The sequence below is a fragment of the Bradyrhizobium sp. CCGUVB1N3 genome (genome assembly GCF_024199925.1).
GTDB lineage: Bacteria > Pseudomonadota > Alphaproteobacteria > Rhizobiales > Xanthobacteraceae > Bradyrhizobium.
The window spans coordinates 7,768,074-7,783,287 of record NZ_JANADR010000001.1 but is presented as its reverse complement, the minus strand read 5'-3'; the positions used below and the strand labels follow the sequence as shown (position 1 = coordinate 7,783,287).

The 15,214-nt window shown below is 61.1% G+C and carries 11 protein-coding genes and 2 pseudogenes; 5 read left to right on the top strand and 8 right to left on the bottom strand.

All coding sequences use genetic code 11. The annotated features are described in order from the left end of the window. Nucleotides 1-3: 3 nt before the first annotated feature. The 8 genes and pseudogenes from NLM33_RS36930 to NLM33_RS36900 all read right to left on the bottom strand — a co-directional run bounded on the left by NLM33_RS36930 (nucleotide 4) and on the right by NLM33_RS36900 (nucleotide 10,068). Nucleotides 4-1,149 carry a hypothetical protein gene (locus NLM33_RS36930; protein WP_254103360.1) on the bottom strand — a complete coding sequence of 382 codons (1,146 nt, stop codon included), beginning with the start codon at nucleotides 1,147-1,149 and terminating at the stop codon, nucleotides 4-6. Between the two features lie 9 nt (nucleotides 1,150-1,158). Beyond that, nucleotides 1,159-3,462 carry a DEAD/DEAH box helicase gene (locus NLM33_RS36925; protein WP_254103359.1) on the bottom strand — a complete coding sequence of 768 codons (2,304 nt, stop codon included), beginning with the start codon at nucleotides 3,460-3,462 and terminating at the stop codon, nucleotides 1,159-1,161. 339 nt (nucleotides 3,463-3,801) lie between these two features. Then, nucleotides 3,802-3,961, bottom strand: a pseudogene (locus NLM33_RS49865) (DNA-binding response regulator); the annotation flags it as partial. A 580-nt stretch (nucleotides 3,962-4,541) separates the two neighbouring features. Next, on the bottom strand, nucleotides 4,542-4,847 hold the full coding sequence (locus tag NLM33_RS36920; RefSeq protein ID WP_254103358.1) for a hypothetical protein: 306 nt from the start codon (nucleotides 4,845-4,847) through the stop codon (nucleotides 4,542-4,544). A gap of 63 nt (nucleotides 4,848-4,910) precedes the next feature. Further along, the gene (locus NLM33_RS36915) at nucleotides 4,911-6,986 is read right to left on the bottom strand and encodes a methyl-accepting chemotaxis protein (RefSeq protein ID WP_254103357.1); all 2,076 of its coding nucleotides are present in this window, start codon (nucleotides 6,984-6,986) and stop codon (nucleotides 4,911-4,913) included. 1,127 nt (nucleotides 6,987-8,113) lie between these two features. Continuing rightward, nucleotides 8,114-8,770, bottom strand: coding sequence for a hypothetical protein (locus tag NLM33_RS36910; RefSeq protein WP_254103356.1), 657 nt, complete (start codon nucleotides 8,768-8,770; stop codon nucleotides 8,114-8,116). Beyond that, nucleotides 8,742-9,662 (bottom strand): DNA-processing protein DprA, encoded by a 921-nt coding sequence (locus NLM33_RS36905; RefSeq protein WP_254103355.1) that lies wholly within the window; start codon nucleotides 9,660-9,662, stop codon nucleotides 8,742-8,744. The genes NLM33_RS36910 and NLM33_RS36905 overlap by 29 nt, the downstream gene beginning before the upstream one ends. Nucleotides 9,663-9,879: 217 nt before the next feature. Further along, complete coding sequence (locus tag NLM33_RS36900) at nucleotides 9,880-10,068, bottom strand: hypothetical protein (RefSeq protein ID WP_254103354.1); 189 nt, start codon at nucleotides 10,066-10,068, stop codon at nucleotides 9,880-9,882. Nucleotides 10,069-10,164: 96 nt separating this feature from the next. On the opposite strand from NLM33_RS36900, the pseudogene NLM33_RS36895 reads away from it, so the two are divergent. The 5 genes and pseudogenes from NLM33_RS36895 (at nucleotide 10,165) to NLM33_RS36875 (ending at nucleotide 15,207) form a co-directional block, all read left to right on the top strand. After that, nucleotides 10,165-10,581 (top strand): annotated as a pseudogene (locus NLM33_RS36895) (DUF1810 domain-containing protein). A gap of 73 nt (nucleotides 10,582-10,654) precedes the next feature. Continuing rightward, the gene (locus tag NLM33_RS36890) at nucleotides 10,655-11,728 is read left to right on the top strand and encodes an SAVED domain-containing protein (protein WP_254103353.1); all 1,074 of its coding nucleotides are present in this window, start codon (nucleotides 10,655-10,657) and stop codon (nucleotides 11,726-11,728) included. Between the two features lie 14 nt (nucleotides 11,729-11,742). After that, nucleotides 11,743-12,960, top strand: a complete 1,218-nt coding sequence (locus NLM33_RS36885; protein ID WP_254103352.1) for a nucleotidyltransferase — start codon at nucleotides 11,743-11,745, stop codon at nucleotides 12,958-12,960. Beyond that, nucleotides 12,953-14,743, top strand: a complete 1,791-nt coding sequence (locus NLM33_RS36880) for a ThiF family adenylyltransferase (RefSeq protein WP_254103351.1) — start codon at nucleotides 12,953-12,955, stop codon at nucleotides 14,741-14,743. Before NLM33_RS36885 ends, NLM33_RS36880 begins: the two co-directional genes overlap by 8 nt. Beyond that, nucleotides 14,704-15,207 carry a Mov34/MPN/PAD-1 family protein gene (locus NLM33_RS36875; RefSeq protein WP_254103350.1) on the top strand — a complete coding sequence of 168 codons (504 nt, stop codon included), beginning with the start codon at nucleotides 14,704-14,706 and terminating at the stop codon, nucleotides 15,205-15,207. The genes NLM33_RS36880 and NLM33_RS36875 overlap by 40 nt, the downstream gene beginning before the upstream one ends. Nucleotides 15,208-15,214: the final 7 nt, after the last annotated feature.

Sequence of the window (15,214 nt, the reverse complement as noted above, 5' to 3'; positions counted from 1 at the left end):
CATTTACGTGTGGCGGCAACGCGGGCAGCCCTGCGGGAAGCAGGCGCGGCAGAAAGGCTTGCCGCATGAATTGCAGGGCGCATGGCCCGCCGTATCGGTCAGGTGCAGCTTGTCGTCGCACACGAGGCGCACGCGATCGAGGCCCGGTCCCGCCTCGCAGAGCGGCCGCTCAAGCGTCCTGACCAGCGGGTGCCAGTCAAGCCGGATCATGCGCTCCCCTTTGCGGCGGCGAATCAGCACCTCGAAGCGTTGCACCGGTACATAGATCTCAAGCGCTTGGACCCATTCGACCGTGACGCGCAGCGCATAGTTGCGGCGTAGGTCGTCGAGCTTGGCGCGATATTCACGCTCGATCGCCTCCACCCGCAGCATCTCGCGCCGCCGGTCGGCCTCGGCGCGGTCTCCGTCCGTGCGGTTGAGCGCCGCCAGGCGCTTCAAAGACGCCTCGCGCAGGTCATTGTGATAGGCATGGACACGGTCGCGGTCTCGCTCCAGTCGGCGGCGCATCGCCCGCAGGAACGGCTCCATGCTGTCCTGTGCCTCGCGCTCGAGTAGCGGACGCAACCGCGCCGCGAGCGTCCCTGAGCTCCATCCCGGTCCGGCCACGCGCTTGGTCGCCGTGTCGGGCATGTGCCAATCGGCAGTTTGCGCCAGCGCCGGCCGCAGCTGTGCCAGGACGTCGCTGATCGCCGCGCCAGTCGCGAGGTTGAAGCCGAGCCAGATCAGTTTCTCGCGCTTCTCATCCGACAGCGCGGTGACGCGGAACGCCAACATCAGGCAGCGTGTCCAGGTTGCAGACATGCCCTGGAGCCGCCAGATCGCGTTCGGCAGGTCGAGGACGCGATCGAGCAGCTTTTCGGGGGCACTGGGGGGTGGGACCGGAGCGGGGAGCCGAACCTCCCGTTCACTCCATCGTCCCTCATCGGCGAGGATCGCTCCGAAGCGGTCGAGCCAGTCCCCCTCGAGCGCTATCGCAACCGCGTCCGGAGCTCGTTGCGTCCCGAAGCCGAGATGCGTGAGTTCGGGCCAGCCCAGCTGTCGTTGCAGGGGAGCAGGCGCGAGCACTTCAAGCCGGTCCGAAGCGAGAGTCTCGACGGCGGCGCCCCGGCGTTCCAGCAGATCAGCGACAAAGTCGCGCAGTTCACTCATCGGCTCGGCTCACACGGTCTCGAATTCATCACCGAACAGGGCGGTGTCGAGGGCCTTGGCACTTTCGTGGTGCTCGCGCGCTCCCTTCAGACGGCGGCCGAGCGCGTCCAACGCCTCCGCGCGGCCCGTCTCGGTTGAGCGCAGCCATGCATCGAGCATGAGGTCGGCGAAATCGCGGTCCTCGTCGAGGCCGCCCAGGATCGCCCCGACCTCACCTACGACAAGCTCGAACATCGAGATCTTTTCGTCGAGCAGCGACAAAATCTGCTGCTCCAGAGTGCTGCGCGTCACAAGGTTGAACACGAACACCTCGCGTTGCTGGCCGATGCGATCGATGCGTCCGATGCGCTGCTCGATCGCCATCGGGTTCCACGGCACGTCGAAATTGATCAGTGTATTGCAAAACTGGAGATTGCGGCCTTCGCCACCCGACTCCGTGCACAGCAGCACCGGCACTCGCTCGCGGAATTCTGCAATGGCGGCGTCCTTGGCGGGGCCGCTGAGCGCGCCCTCGAAGCGCGCGAAGGCAAATCCTTCGCGTGCCAGCAGCGTGGCCAGATGCTCAAGCGTCTCGCGGTAATGAACGAAGACCAGCTTCTTCTCGTCCGGGTTCCGACGTAAAAGGTCGAGGAGCGCCGCCTCCTTGCCGCCGACACCGATGCAGGCCCATTTCTGCGCCAGCGCGTGCCAGCTTGCATCGACGTGGCGGCCGGACAAGCGCCGCACGGCGGCGGCGGCCGCGGCCGGAGATGATCCGGCAGCGCCGAGCAGATGCCGAAGGGCCAGCCGATTTGCCCCCTGGGCCGCCAGTTGCCGCACCGCTGCCTCGAGCTCGCGGTAGGTTGCCACCTCGCCCTCGGTGCCATCCGCGCAGATCGTCACGGCGTGACGGCGCGGCAATTTTAGCGCGACGACCGCGCGGGTGTTACGCACCATGGCGCCGCGCATCAACTCGCGCAGGCGCTCGGGATTGGCCGGTTGGCGCGGCTTGCCCGACGTCACGTGAGCCGCGCGAAACTCCTTCATGGTCTTGAAGATACCGGGTTTGAGCAGCGTCAGCAGGTTGTACAGCTCAGTGAGATCGTTCTGCACCGGCGTCGCCGACAGCAGCAGGACGAAGCGCTTGTTGAGCGCATCCACCAGCTTGTAGCTTTGGCTCGTGCGGTCACGCAGATGGTGGGCTTCGTCTACGATGACGAGATCGAAGCTACGGTCGAGAATGTGCGCCGCATGCTCGCTGCGACGCGCCAGGGCGAGCGAAGCGATCAGGCGATTCTGCCGCCAGAACCCTTTCGGGTCGCTGCGCAGCAGCGCATCATGGGTGGTCGCGCAGGCAATGTCGAACTTCGATTCGAGCTCCTCCTGCCACTGCCCGACGAGCGAGGCCGGGGTCAGCACCAGAACGCTGTCGACGATGCCGCGCAAAAGATACTCCTTGAGGATCATGCCGGCCTCGACGGTCTTGCCGAGCCCGACCTCGTCGGCAAGCAGAACGCGACCACGATGCTGCTTGAGCACCTTGCGCACGGTCTCGACCTGGTACCAGAAGGTTTCGATGCCGCGCAGATGCGGCAGGCAGAGCAGCTCGTCGAAGCCTTGCGCGAGGCCGAGATGGGCAAAGCGTTCGCGCAAGCCATACCAGGCGCCGTCGCTGTTCGGCGGCTTGTGCAAGGCGTCCAACAACGGCGCGAGATTGAGCTCGGTGGTGAAGGGAATATCGATGTCGATCAGCGGCAACGAAACCGGTATGGTCGGCGTAACGGCCCCTTCCGTGGGCGACCTGGGCTTGACCCGGGTCTTGGCTTTTGGCACTAGGCCGGCGGCCGAGCGCCTACTCCGGACGGTCGTGCTGGGCTCGAAGATCCGAGCGTAGTGACGGTAGAGCCATCCCCGACGCTCAAGGCCTCCGGGAAAAGCGTTCGCAACGTTGAGCCAATCCGTGAGCCCGTGGGCTTCAAGCAGCGAACGCGCCGGCGGGAGCCTGTTCTGCTGCGCGAGTGCCAGGGCGTTCAACAGGTAGCAGGCATCGATCGCAACGTAGCGCTTGCGGAAGCGTTTCAGAAAGACCTGTGCGCGGGCCGCATCCTCGTCCAGTAGCGCCGCCGTGGCGGCGAGCAGCAGGATATGCCCATCGCCAGGCTGTGCGCGCACGGCGTCCTCAGCCAGCGGCAAAAAACCCGACTTGAAGCCGCGATCGGCGAAGGCAGCCAACAGAACTTGGTCCCACGCCGCCTCCTTCCGATCTCCGCGCGACAGCTCTTCCGGCTGATCGCCAAATGGGAAAACCCTCTGCGCCGGGGATGCATGCGGCATTAAAAAAATCCCACTACCGCTCCGCCTGGAGGCGAAACCAATGACTCTGAAACAACGACGCTACGCTGAAACGAGTGGCATGCAAGTACGCGATAGCTGTGCGGTAGCATCTGGTTGTGGAAAGATGCCTTGGGGCTTGGAGAACTCCCGAGCACCCGCACTCACCATGGCCGCCTTGTATCCGAAGCCCCGCGAGGCGGAGCACAAAATCGCAAGGCCATTGCGCCTTGGCAAACGGAGATTATGGCCGGCTGCTGCATCGTACTCCACGACGAAGCAATCGTGCCCTGTCATCGGCCGTGGCGCAGCCGTTCAAATCACGTGAATCCCGGATGTCCGGCCAAGGTCGAGAACAATAAGCGCCGGGTTCTCAGATAACAGGTCGAGCGCCAGCTTGCCGTTCGCAGTTTCGAGAACCTCGTATCCATCCCGTTCGCAGCAGCTTGCATATCGGTGATCCGTCGTCGATGACCATCACTCTGCTAGGAGTTGCGGCCATAGGTGCGCCCAGCCACTCGGTGCCTGAAATGGGTCCACAAAGGCCAGATTAAGCTGTTCCAGCACGTTGACACGGGGCTCACCCCGCAGCGCCCCAGAGCGGCCCTTGTATTTTGTGTGACCAGGTCGCGAACCACCGTGTCACTCACGCAGATGTTTGTCTCGTGGAAGTGCGATGGTAGCCGGTTCGTCGGTGATCACAAACCACTTTGGCACCGGGATTCTGTCTGGTGGGGCAAGCCGAGCAGATCCGGTTCATGACATCGCCCCCCGGCCGTGTCGACCGCGCCAATCAGGACCTCTGCCTCGGCGATCGCCATGACGGCCTTCCGCGAAACCAGGTTCTCGGGTATCGGAGCGGTCTCCGTGCCGAGCCCCATTGCATGTACGGCGCGGTTAAAGACCTCGACTTACGCACATCGCCGCAGACGGTGGCGAACTCGCTTGATCCCCACGTGCCACCGCCTTACATCCCGGACCTGACGCAACCACGGGGCCGACAAAGCACAACGCTGTCAAAACACAACGCTGCGAGCGAGGATTGTGACGAACCTGGGGCCGCCAGCACAACTCCGGCGGCCTTACGCGCTCTGCCGTTCGTCGGAATTGAACCGAGTGGGTCCGTATTCCGCGACAATCCACTTGGTCGTCGTGACGGTGCCGCCAATTTCGTTCTCCGTTGCCAACCGGGCTGCTTCGAGCCTGGCCTCGGCAACGGCCAAACCGTCAAATATGCCAACCAATGTTGTGTTCGGCAGTCGATATCGCACGTTGTTCGAGCCAAGGATCCACAGTTTCCAGCCCTGCGCCGCTGCCTGCTTCAAAAAAGTGGGATGCGGATCAGGATTGGTCTCCTTCAAATCGTACGACGCAAGATAGGCGGGCATTCTGAAATCCCCTGTGGAAAAAATAATGGTACCGTCAGCTAGTACTGCAGGAATTTCAAATGATCACGACCTAACCCCGGCGAGAAAGCCATCGACTACGATCTTGAGATGATGGCTGCTTTGGGCGAGCTCGTTCGCAGATGCCAGCACCTGCGAGGATGACGCGCCTGTGCTCGAGGCGCTCAATGCAACCTGTCGAATGTTGCTGGCGACCTGCGTCGACATATCTGCTGCATGTTGGATATTCCGCGCAATATCATTGGTTGCCCTACCCTGCGCTTCGATCGCAGCAGCAATCCTCGAGCCGATTTGCGAGATCCTGCCAATACTGCTTCCGATATCCGTGATGGCGCTGACCGACTCCTCCGTGGCTGCTTGGATATCTGCGATTTGCTGTGCAATTTCCGAGGTCGCCCTGGCTGTTTGTGTTGCCAGCGACTTTACCTCGTGCGCAACAACGGCAAAGCCGCGGCCGGCTTTGCCCGCGCGTGCAGCCTCGATCGTTGCGTTAAGAGCCAAAAGGTTTGTTTGCCTGGCAATTGCGGCGATCAGCTCAACCACGCCACCAACTTTTTGCGCAGCTGCCGACAGGTGCCTTATTTGTCGGTCGGTTTCTTCCGCCTGACGCACGGCGGCACTTGCGATTTCTGCGGATTGCTCGACTTGGCGTCTAACCTCCGTAGCAGACGCGATCATCTCAACGGTACGTGCAGAGACAATCTGAACATTGCCTGAAGCTTCCTCCGAGGCGGAGGCGACCTTGCGCGAGACTTCCTGCGTATTGTGCGCCGTGTCGGTCAGACTACTAGCGGACGCCTCCAGCTCAGTCGAAGCGGACGACAGTGTATCGATGACGCCGCTCACTGCATTTTCAAAGGTCCTGGCAAGCTTCTCAAGCTCCGCCTTGCGTCGCATTCCGGCCAAGCGATCCTGTTCCCGATTCGCTGCAAGCTCGGCTTGTGCCTTCTCTCTCAAATTAAGCTTGAACGATTCCATGGCTCTCGCCATCTCACCAATCTCGTCCGAGCGGCGAAGTCCGGGTAGGGTCACCTCGAATTGCCCAGCCGCCAGCTGGCGCATCGCTTTTGTCATGCGAGTGATCAGCCGAGCTATGCCCTGCCCGACAAAAATTGCAATGAAGCCGATTGCGAGTGTGGCAAGCCCAATTCCCCAGCCCAGCATCTGGCGGATTCGCGAGGCACGCTCTTCGGCTGCGGCAGAACTGGCATCAGCTGCAGCGATCGCTTTCAGCAGGAGAGGATGATTGCGACCGTAGATCTGCCCGAGATCATCAACCTGGTCATCCAATGCCTGTTGGGCAACCAAGAAGGCTACGAAACTAGCTCGGTAGGAATCAATGAGCGTCTTCAGCTCCACTTTGGTTGCTGGCGCCAACTCGGAAGACGCCAGTGCGGTTCCAAACTCGGCGACCCGCTTGTCCAGTTCATCGCCATACTTCTCCTCGCGCCGCAGCATGAAGTCCTTTTCGTGCCGCCGCATCATCAGCATCAACACGGCTAGGTGAGGTTGATTGAACTGCGCAATCCGGAATTCGGCCTGATGTACGGCGTCGCGCAGCTTGCCCTGCAGGCCGTCATTCTCGGCGAACCCGAGCACGCGCTGCGCTGAAACGATGTTGTTGAAACGCGTTGCGTAAAGGCCAATGCCGGCCCGCAGGAATGATACGTCCTTCAGAGGATCGCCCTCGGGCAAGGAGGCAACATACTCCTCGATCTGGTCGAGGTCGCTCAGCGCCTTCCTGATGCCCTGCGCGTGCCGCGCGATCAAGGCCTCGGCGTGCTTACGCAGAAACTCCAGCGCAATCTGCTGCGATTCAAGGAACGCTTCGGAAAGCGCTGCCAGGTGAGCGCGAAGATGGATGCTCTGGTCCGCCTCGCGCTGCGCCTGCGCAACATAATTCAGCCCCACGATGCAAGTCGCCCCTGTGACGAGCACGCCCACTATTCCAAGCAGGGCAATCTTGGTTCGCAGGCTTGGCCGAAGTCGACGAAGAATTGGCAATACGAACCGTTTCGTAGCCGTTGAGACGGACATCAAATTGCCAATCAATTTGTGAACATTTCCGGCGCGCTTCTGATCAGCACGCTCGAAACGTGAGCTCGGGGAGATGCTGACCATTCGCAACCTCTAGGTTGGGTTTTGTTACACAAGGTTGACGAAGAGACCGGGATCGATAGCGTCCCGTGAGGAGAGTGGAGGGGCAGTTTGCTTTTGCGTTCTTCTTTCGCGTCCGCAGGCTCAACGTGTTCGCTTCGCCGATTCACCGATCGTCGACAATGCAAAGAACGATTGCGAGATCGGCATATCACGTCATCTAGCTGCAGACTCGCACCGCAGGTGGCAGCTCGCGCATAAATTGAGCGATTTTTGGCATAGTTGCGCAGGATTCACTCCCTCCGCTAGGGCACGCCAGCGGCGCTAGAAGCGCTGATAGATCAAAAACATCCCGCAAATCATGACTTTGACTGCACGTAGCGTTGATGCGCGCGCTAATGGGACTGATCAAGGACAGACATGGTACCTTCTACGCCAAGCGGAAGGTGCGCGAGCGCCTACAAGAGGCCGTTGCCCGTGTGCTTAACTCAGACTGCGAGAGGCAGGTTTTCTCAAGAAATCGCTCGTCACGAAAGGCGCAAGGCGGCCAACGTAGCAGCGACGGGTGTACTGGCAGTCTTTGATAGGGCCATCGCGGCAGCCGAGGCCCTGCTTGCAGCGCATCCTGTCCCGCCCTCGCTGACTGACGCTCAGATACGGCGCATGGCTGCGGCGGCCGGCACGTGAGAGTGTGGTCCGACGACGGCGCACGCGGGTCCAGCGAGCGTTGGAGCACGGCAGCCAAGGAGAAACACGGGCTGCCGGCACCATCTTCCTCAAGAGAGATTGCCAAACTTGAGCGCGTGAGAGTGCTGGTGTCTAAGTTGTTTCGTCACCTCTAGCCGTACGCTAGGCACACTACAGGGGCAACCAGAGGAGGTAAGGAGACATGCTGCGGACTTCAGCGCCACGGTGAGAGCCGAAAGCAACCTGTTGGGCTTAGGCACCGCACCCTGCAAAGCGTTCCATGACGCGCGTGACACGGTGGGCGAAGTGGCAACGATGGGATGGGTGACCGGGTGGTTAGTCAATACAGCCTTTCGTCGGCGGTGCTCTTGGTCAGCCTTCGGCCAAACCCCAGAGTACGATTAGGTAGTAGATCGCCACCGCAACAACTACGTTGTCCGGGCGCTACAACCAAACCACGGACTTTACTTACCGAAGATAGAGAAGTCGTCGGCCTCAAATGGGTTCGCAAAGACCCTTCGAGCGATAAAGAAACCGACGATATGTGCGGCGGGGAAACGGTTGTTCAACACCTCTTTGGCCGCACGAAAGTGAGCGCCAGCAGTCAACACATCGTCTACGATCCCAATTCGGGTCGGTTCTGGGTTGCAGACCGACTCGTCTATTGCGAGGACATCCTTGATCTCCTGAACGGAAGGACGTTGATCGCTTTCATGAGCTGCACGCAAATTTGCCGTCTGCAATAGCAGCTCTCGCACGTCGATAGCTACTGCGGATCGCAGTGCCCGGCAGATTTGCGCCACTCGGTCGTCGTACTCGGCGTCAGTTCTGATCTTCGACGGCGGCATCGGAACCAGCGCTCCGCCAGTAAACCATCTCGGGTTGATAGCTGGCCCCAGCGCCGCTGCGCACTCGTTGATTGCTCGCCCTTTGTAAACGTAGTGGAGCTGGTTCCGCTGAGAAGGCTTCTTTTTCAAATTAGAAATAAGAGAATTCGTCGCGCTGAAACCGTAGCCCTGCCGAGCCGTGTACTCGAACAGGTAATAGCACTCATCATTTGGCTGTATGAAATGATGGTCGATACGGTTCTGATCATCGATTTGTCGAAGCTGGATGGTCACCCAAAGCGTCCCAAATATCTTCCGACTTCTTCACACGGATCGCCCCCCGCGCCTCGTAAGTGGCTGGCCAGGTGATGTCCGATCTTGCGAAGCAAGAGTCCAAAATGAAGAGCTTCCGCCGTTGATGAAGCGCGGCGCGCGCTTGGGTTAGCGTCCCGCTAGTCTCACCCGCTTCGACGATAATGGTTGCTTCGGTGAGCGCGCTCATCGTGATGTTTCGCTCAGGGAAGAACAGTCTGTTTTGTGGCACGGCCTGCTTCGAGTAACGTAGAACCGGCACCTGAGAGATTAAAAGGTAATCGCTCGCTATCTGAGCCTGTAGCTCAGCATTTTCTTTGGGATACGTCACTCCGAGAGGAGTGCCGATCACCGCAATTGTACGCCCCTTAGCTTCGAGCGTGGCCCTGTGCGCAGCGGTGTCAATACCGGCAGCGAGACCCGAGACCACCGTGAACCCGGCGCCGACCAGCTCACGCGCAATCCGGGCAGCGCGCTTTAGACCTTCCGCAGATGCTCTACGGCTACCGACAACTGCCACGCCGCGGGTCTCGGACAATTCCCACGTGCCCCGATAGTAGAGCAACTCAACCGGATGCTGAGCATCTCGCAACCGCTCGGGATAGTCACCAGCGTGGTTGATCCGAATGCCGAAGCCATGGACGCCCGCAGTCTTCAAGGCTTGAAAGACTTCCCGTGCTCTTGCGTCCGCAATCGAGTGAGCAACAAAGTCGGAGGGTAGCGCTGTCGGGTCCTTCGCAAACCGCTCTGCAATGTTTTTGAAGGTAGCTCCAGGTTGGAGCCACATTTCCTCGTAGGCTCCAAGCTCGCGAGCAGGCGAGATGGGGTTTATTGCGGGCGAACTATCCCGCGAAGCAAAGAGAGCATTCTTCATTCTGACCCACCATCCGGCTTCATTATCTTACGGCGATTCCCTATTAACAAATTGGACTGTTGATGAAGCTGAACGGCTTCGGTGAGCTACGTACCATGGCTGAACCAGAGATCGTTCTCAATTTGTTCTCATTGGGGTGACAAAGTCAAGGCCGGGATCGACCTGCCTATAGCCTTCCTATTTTGCCTCGGCGGCGCAGCTATAGGCTCCGCCTGAACTAAACGGGCGGATCGAATTTCGTTTGCTGGATGGCGTCGTAGATGCGAACGCGAACCTTCGGAAAGCGGCGCTTCAGTTCGACGGCGCCATCTTCAGCGCCCTCCCTGGTGGTGAACTTGGACTTGAGAATTCCGTCGATCTCGATGGCGTAACCCGTCTTCGGCAGTTCGATATTTCGCCCAGGCATTATTTGTCGTCGTCCTTGGTGGATCTCCGATCGCAGGGTTACGTTGTGTCCGTCGGGTCGGACAAGCCGGCCACGTCCGAAAGGAAGGGATAACGCGTGAGTGATCCGTACGACCTGCAGCGTTTCGTGGACGCGCAAAACCCGGTTTACCGGCGGGTCGTCGAAGAACTGGGCCGCGGCCGTAAGGCGACGCATTGGATGTGGTTTGTTTCCCGCAAATCGCTGGTCTAAGCTTCAGCGCGATGGCGCAGCGGTTTGCGATTAGCTCTCGCGCGGAAGCCGCCGCTTATCTGCAACATGATGTGCTGGGACCGCGCCTCGTCGAATGCACCCGGCTTATCGTGGCGGCCAGCGACAAATCGATTGCCGATATTCTCGGGTCGCCCGACGACATGAAGTTTCGATCGAGTATGACGGCTGTTCGACGCCGTCTCGAAGCAGCCGATCTTCAACGACGCTATCGTGGCCTTCTATCCGGAAGGCAAAGATCCGGCGACCGTGTCGATAGTTTAGCGAAGCGAAGCTCGTTGACCGTGGTCCTGTGGGAACTGAGGACGGCACGGCGTGTCTTGCGACGGGCTGCGGAATGTGGCCCTCCACCGGAGTTAGCCGGTTTCCCACAGTCGTGTCGATTCGTCCATTGTCAATAGGTGGGGTCTACATCGGGCATATCGTCGCCGACTCTCCCGACGGCCCTCGCGGGGATTCGATCCGCTCCCCACTTCTCGCCCACGATCCCGACAACCTGATGCTCGTCTGTGACGTGCACCACCGCGTATTCGACCGCGAGATGGTCGCCGAGCATCCGGAAGAAGTTCTGACGGCGATGAAGCGCCGCCACGAAGCACGCATCCGGACCGTCACCACCATCGACGAGGATTTCGGCAGCCACGTCATTCGGTACGCGGCTCGGATCGGGACAAACGAGTCTCCGGTCGCCAAAGGCGACCTGAAGTGGGCGATGATCCCAGACCGCTATCCATTCGACGACGGTTGGATCGACCTCGACCTTGCGACCCTCGATCTGCCCGACCACGATCACGACTTCTGGCGCACTCATGTACGCAATCTCCGGTCCGGCTTCGCCGAGAAGGTGCGCGGCCGCATGGAGCGTCAGGAAATTCGGCGCCTTGCCGTTTTCGGTTTAGCGCCGATCCCATTGCTGTTCGAACTCGGTCGCCTGATCTCCGACATCGCGACAGCCGAAGTTCGACAACTCCTGCGCAGCCCCAAGGGATGGAAGTGGGACCCGGATGGACGGCCCATCGAGTTCGACGTGAAGCGCCCGTCGCGTACCGACGGTCCCGTGGCGCTGAAACTCGAGGTGAGCGCTCCCGTTGCCGACGACCGCATCGTCTCGGCCCTTGGCACCGGCGCAGCCATCTGGTCCATCGCCGCCAGCGGGGCCCACAACGACATCATGCGCCGCCCGACCGATCTGGCAGAATTCGCGCGGCTGTTCCGATCCACGCTGGACGCGATCAAGTTTGCGCACGGCGAGAACTGCGCGGTGCGCATCTTTCCCGCAGTACCCGTATCCGTCGCCATCGAGGCGGGCCGTTCCTGGCAGCCGAAGGCGCACCCTACCCTCGAAGTCTACGACCAGAACAGGAAGCTGGGCGGCTTCATCCTCGCCCATACGCTCGAACACACCGGCTGACAAAGGAGAGGCCTATGAACGTGCACCTGCGTCCCACGATCACCAGAGATGCCGAAGAATTTCTCGAAGCGCTCGCCGAGGAGCTCGAGATCCCGCCGTATCGCTACGAGCAGGCGGAGACCAGCTACAAGTCGCTGGGCGAATGGCTCAATCGCGAAGACTCGAGCATCCGGCAATTCGACCCTCAGGTTCACATCCAGGGATCGTTCGGGCTCGGCACCGTGGTCGTACCGATTAGCGATGACGAGCACTACGATATCGATGCCGTCGTTGAATTCCGCAAGCTCACGAAGGGCGAGATCACCCAGAAGGAACTCAAGCGTCGTCTCGGCGTCGAGATGCGGCTGTACGCGATCTATCGGCGCATGAACAAGCCGGTCGTCGAGCATCGCCGATGCTGGCGACTCGAATACGCCGATGGCGCACAGTTTCACATGGACGTGACGCCCGGGCTTCTCAACGGGCTGGAGCAGGTAGTGCTGCTCAAGGCGCGTGGCCTCGACCTGTCGCTCGCCGACACTGCGATCGCGATCACGGACATCGATCACCCCTTCTACGAGATTCTATCCCCGACATGGCCGCGATCGAATCCGCGGGGATATCTGAAGTGGTTCCACAGCCGCATGGCTGTCATCTTCGAATTGCGTAAGCGGGAGCTGATGCGCAAGAGCTTGCGCGCGGGCACGGAGCCGATTCCGGACTATGAAGTCAGGACGCCGCTGCAGTCTGCCATCATGATCCTGAAGCGACACCGCGACATCATGTTCATCACCCGCTCGGACGAGCGCCCGATCTCGATCATCCTGACCACGCTCGCGGCACACGCCTACAACGGCGAAGACAAGATATCCGATGCGTTGTTCACGATCCTCACCAACATGGACCGGTTCATCGAGCGGTCGCAGGATGGCAGTCTGGTCATCGCCAATCCGAGCGACCCGTCCGAGAACTTCGCCGACAAGTGGAAGAAGCATCCCGAGCGCGCGGCCGCATTCTTCGAGTGGCTCGGTCGGGCCCGCGAGGATTTTTCGCGCGCGGCGGTCCTATCGAACAAGCAGCTGATCGCGGAGCACCTGGCGAAGGGCGTGGGCGTTGGAACGGCGGAACGCGTGAAGAAGCGTTCCGTCGCCGGTCTGGCCGCTCCTGCCGTTCTGTCCAAAGGCCTCGTCAGCAACGAGGCGCAAGCCAGGAGTTCGGCGGTGCAGCTCAAAGGAGATCGTCGGAGTGCCTAGGGGCGACCACGCGCTCGCAAAGCGGTTCAGATCGGCCATCGGTGCGGTGCAGGCCGGCTGGTGGCACGCCGGGCTGCGGCCACCGAGGTTGAGCGCGGAGGATCTGGCGAGATACCGGAAGCATGATCCCGCAGCAGGGTGGCGGTTCGAATACCCTTTCTCCGATCGCATCCGGCGCATCGACATCATCGTATCCGCCGGCTTTCCTTCCGTCCCGGCGCGGATCGCGGTGGTGGATCGCCCACGCTTTCTGACGTGGCCGCACGTGGAAAAGGACGGCGTTCTCTGCCTGGTGCCTGATCACGCTACGTTTTCCGTCGACGATCCCTACGCGGGCGTCTCGGTGTTGCTCGATAAGGCTATCAAGCTGATCGAAGGTTTCGTCCGCGGCGAGCACGAAGACGACTTCAAATCCGAGTTTCTCACCTACTGGGACCATGCCAAGAAGGGGACGGAGCGGACCATCCTTTCATTGGTCGAGCCGGCTCCACCTTCCCGGACAATCAGAGTATGGGAGGGCCGCAGTCACATCGTCCTGGCTGACGATGACGGCCAGCTGCAGCGGTGGCTGAAGAATTTCAACTCTGCCCTCTACTCGGCCGACATGGTCTCGCGAGGAGGCGTGCTGGTTTGGCTGGAAACCCCGCTCCTCCCCTCCCAGTATCCCAAAGCAGCAAAGGACGTTTACGCGCTCGCCGCCGATGCCGGCGTCGCCGATCTGCTCGAAGGACTTTCGCGCGAGGTCGCTCCTCGCCTGTTCGTCGCGCTTGGCGCCTCGACCGAACACGGTCCGGCAATCGCCACGACGGTCGTCAGCCGACCCGCAATCGTTCGCGGCAGGGATCCGCTCGCCAAAGGATTTCGTCCTTCTCGGGTGCCTGAGCAGGTCTTCCTCTGGCGTCTGTTCGGCAGCGAGCCGGCAGGCCGTCTTCCGGTGGACAGGGTCGATCCCACCTGGGTACACGGGCGGGCGCAGGATCCGCGCATCGCGACCTTACGCGGGGCCACCGTCGCGCTGCTCGGCTGCGGCTCCGTGGGCGCGCCGGTCGCCCTCAGTCTCACGCGAGCGGGCGTGGCGAAGCTTATTCTTGTCGACCAGCAGAGCTTGACAGGAGCGAACGTCGGCCGCCATACGCTCGGCGTCAGATCGATCTCCTATCCCAAGGCGTCCGAACTCGCGAAGCGGATACGCGCCGACCTTCCACATGTGGAGGTCGAGCACTACATCGCCAAGGTTCAGGATCTGCTGCTGCGGTCCGACGGGCCTTTGGAGCACGTCGACCTTATTGTTTCGGCTCTCGGCGACTGGCCGGCGGAGTCCTTGCTCGACGAGTGGCATCTGGCAAATGGCAGGCAGTTTCCGATCGTCTACGGCTGGACGGAACCACACGCGACCGCGGGCCACGCCGTCATCGTTTCCTCGTCCGGAGGGAGCCTTCGTGACGGATTGAACGAGACCGGCGAGCCCGACGTGGTCGCCACGCACTGGCCGGAAGAAACGCGCCGTTACGAACCAGCCTGCGGCGCGGCGTTCGAGCCGTACGGCCCCGTCGAGCTCGGCTTCATTACGTCGCTCATCGCCCAAGCTGCGCTCGACGGTCTTCTCGGCATCATCGGACCGAGCACGCATCGCATGTGGCTTGCGCGCCGTGCGTTCGTCGAATCCGCGGGCGGCAGCTGGAGCGAGATGCTCCGCGAGATCGTTCCTCATGCGCTGGAAGGCGGCATGATGGTCGAGCGACCATGGGGCCGGCCACCGGCCGGGAAAGTCTTGGCGGCGTGATCTCCTTCGATATCGGACACTCCGGGCAATCGCTCCGCTTCGTCGCCGAGGTTCTCCAGCGTTTCGACAGTAACCGTCAAACCCGATTCTGGCACCGCGAGGCCGGCGGGCTGCTGTTCGCTCGCTTCGACCTGCCTAGCATCGATGTCTGCGAAGCGACGGGTCCGAGACCAACCGACCGCAGATCGCGCTATTCGTACCGGCCCGACGAAAAAGCGGAAAAGGCGGAAATCGATGCCAGCTTTTCGCGAGGACTGCATTTCGTCGGTTGCTGGCACACCCATCCCGAGGACATCGCGTCACCGTCGACCATCGATACGCGCAACATTTCGGACTGCGTGCGTCGCTCGCAGCATGCGCTCAACGGTTTCGTCATGGTGATCGTGGGAAGGGCCGCGCGCCCGGACAGTATGTTCGTTTCGATCTGTGATCGGTCGTTGGTCCATCAGCTGGCGCGATCGTGAGGCGGAC

Bases quoted from the DNA above. Each gene is read 5' to 3' on its own strand.
- NLM33_RS36915 (WP_254103357.1), bottom strand. From the start codon at position 6,986: ATGGTCAGCATCTCCCCGAGCTCACGTTTCGAGCGTGCTGATCAGAAG.
- NLM33_RS36905 (WP_254103355.1), bottom strand. From the start codon at position 9,662: ATGAAGAATGCTCTCTTTGCTTCGCGGGATAGTTCGCCCGCAATAAAC.
- NLM33_RS36900 (WP_254103354.1), bottom strand. From the start codon at position 10,068: ATGCCTGGGCGAAATATCGAACTGCCGAAGACGGGTTACGCCATCGAG.
- NLM33_RS36925 (WP_254103359.1), bottom strand. From the start codon at position 3,462: ATGCCGCATGCATCCCCGGCGCAGAGGGTTTTCCCATTTGGCGATCAG.
- NLM33_RS36930 (WP_254103360.1), bottom strand. From the start codon at position 1,149: ATGAGTGAACTGCGCGACTTTGTCGCTGATCTGCTGGAACGCCGGGGC.
- NLM33_RS36920 (WP_254103358.1), bottom strand. From the start codon at position 4,847: ATGCCCGCCTATCTTGCGTCGTACGATTTGAAGGAGACCAATCCTGAT.
- NLM33_RS36885 (WP_254103352.1), top strand. From the start codon at position 11,743: ATGAACGTGCACCTGCGTCCCACGATCACCAGAGATGCCGAAGAATTT.
- NLM33_RS36890 (WP_254103353.1), top strand. From the start codon at position 10,655: ATGTGGCCCTCCACCGGAGTTAGCCGGTTTCCCACAGTCGTGTCGATT.
- NLM33_RS36875 (WP_254103350.1), top strand. From the start codon at position 14,704: ATGGGGCCGGCCACCGGCCGGGAAAGTCTTGGCGGCGTGATCTCCTTC.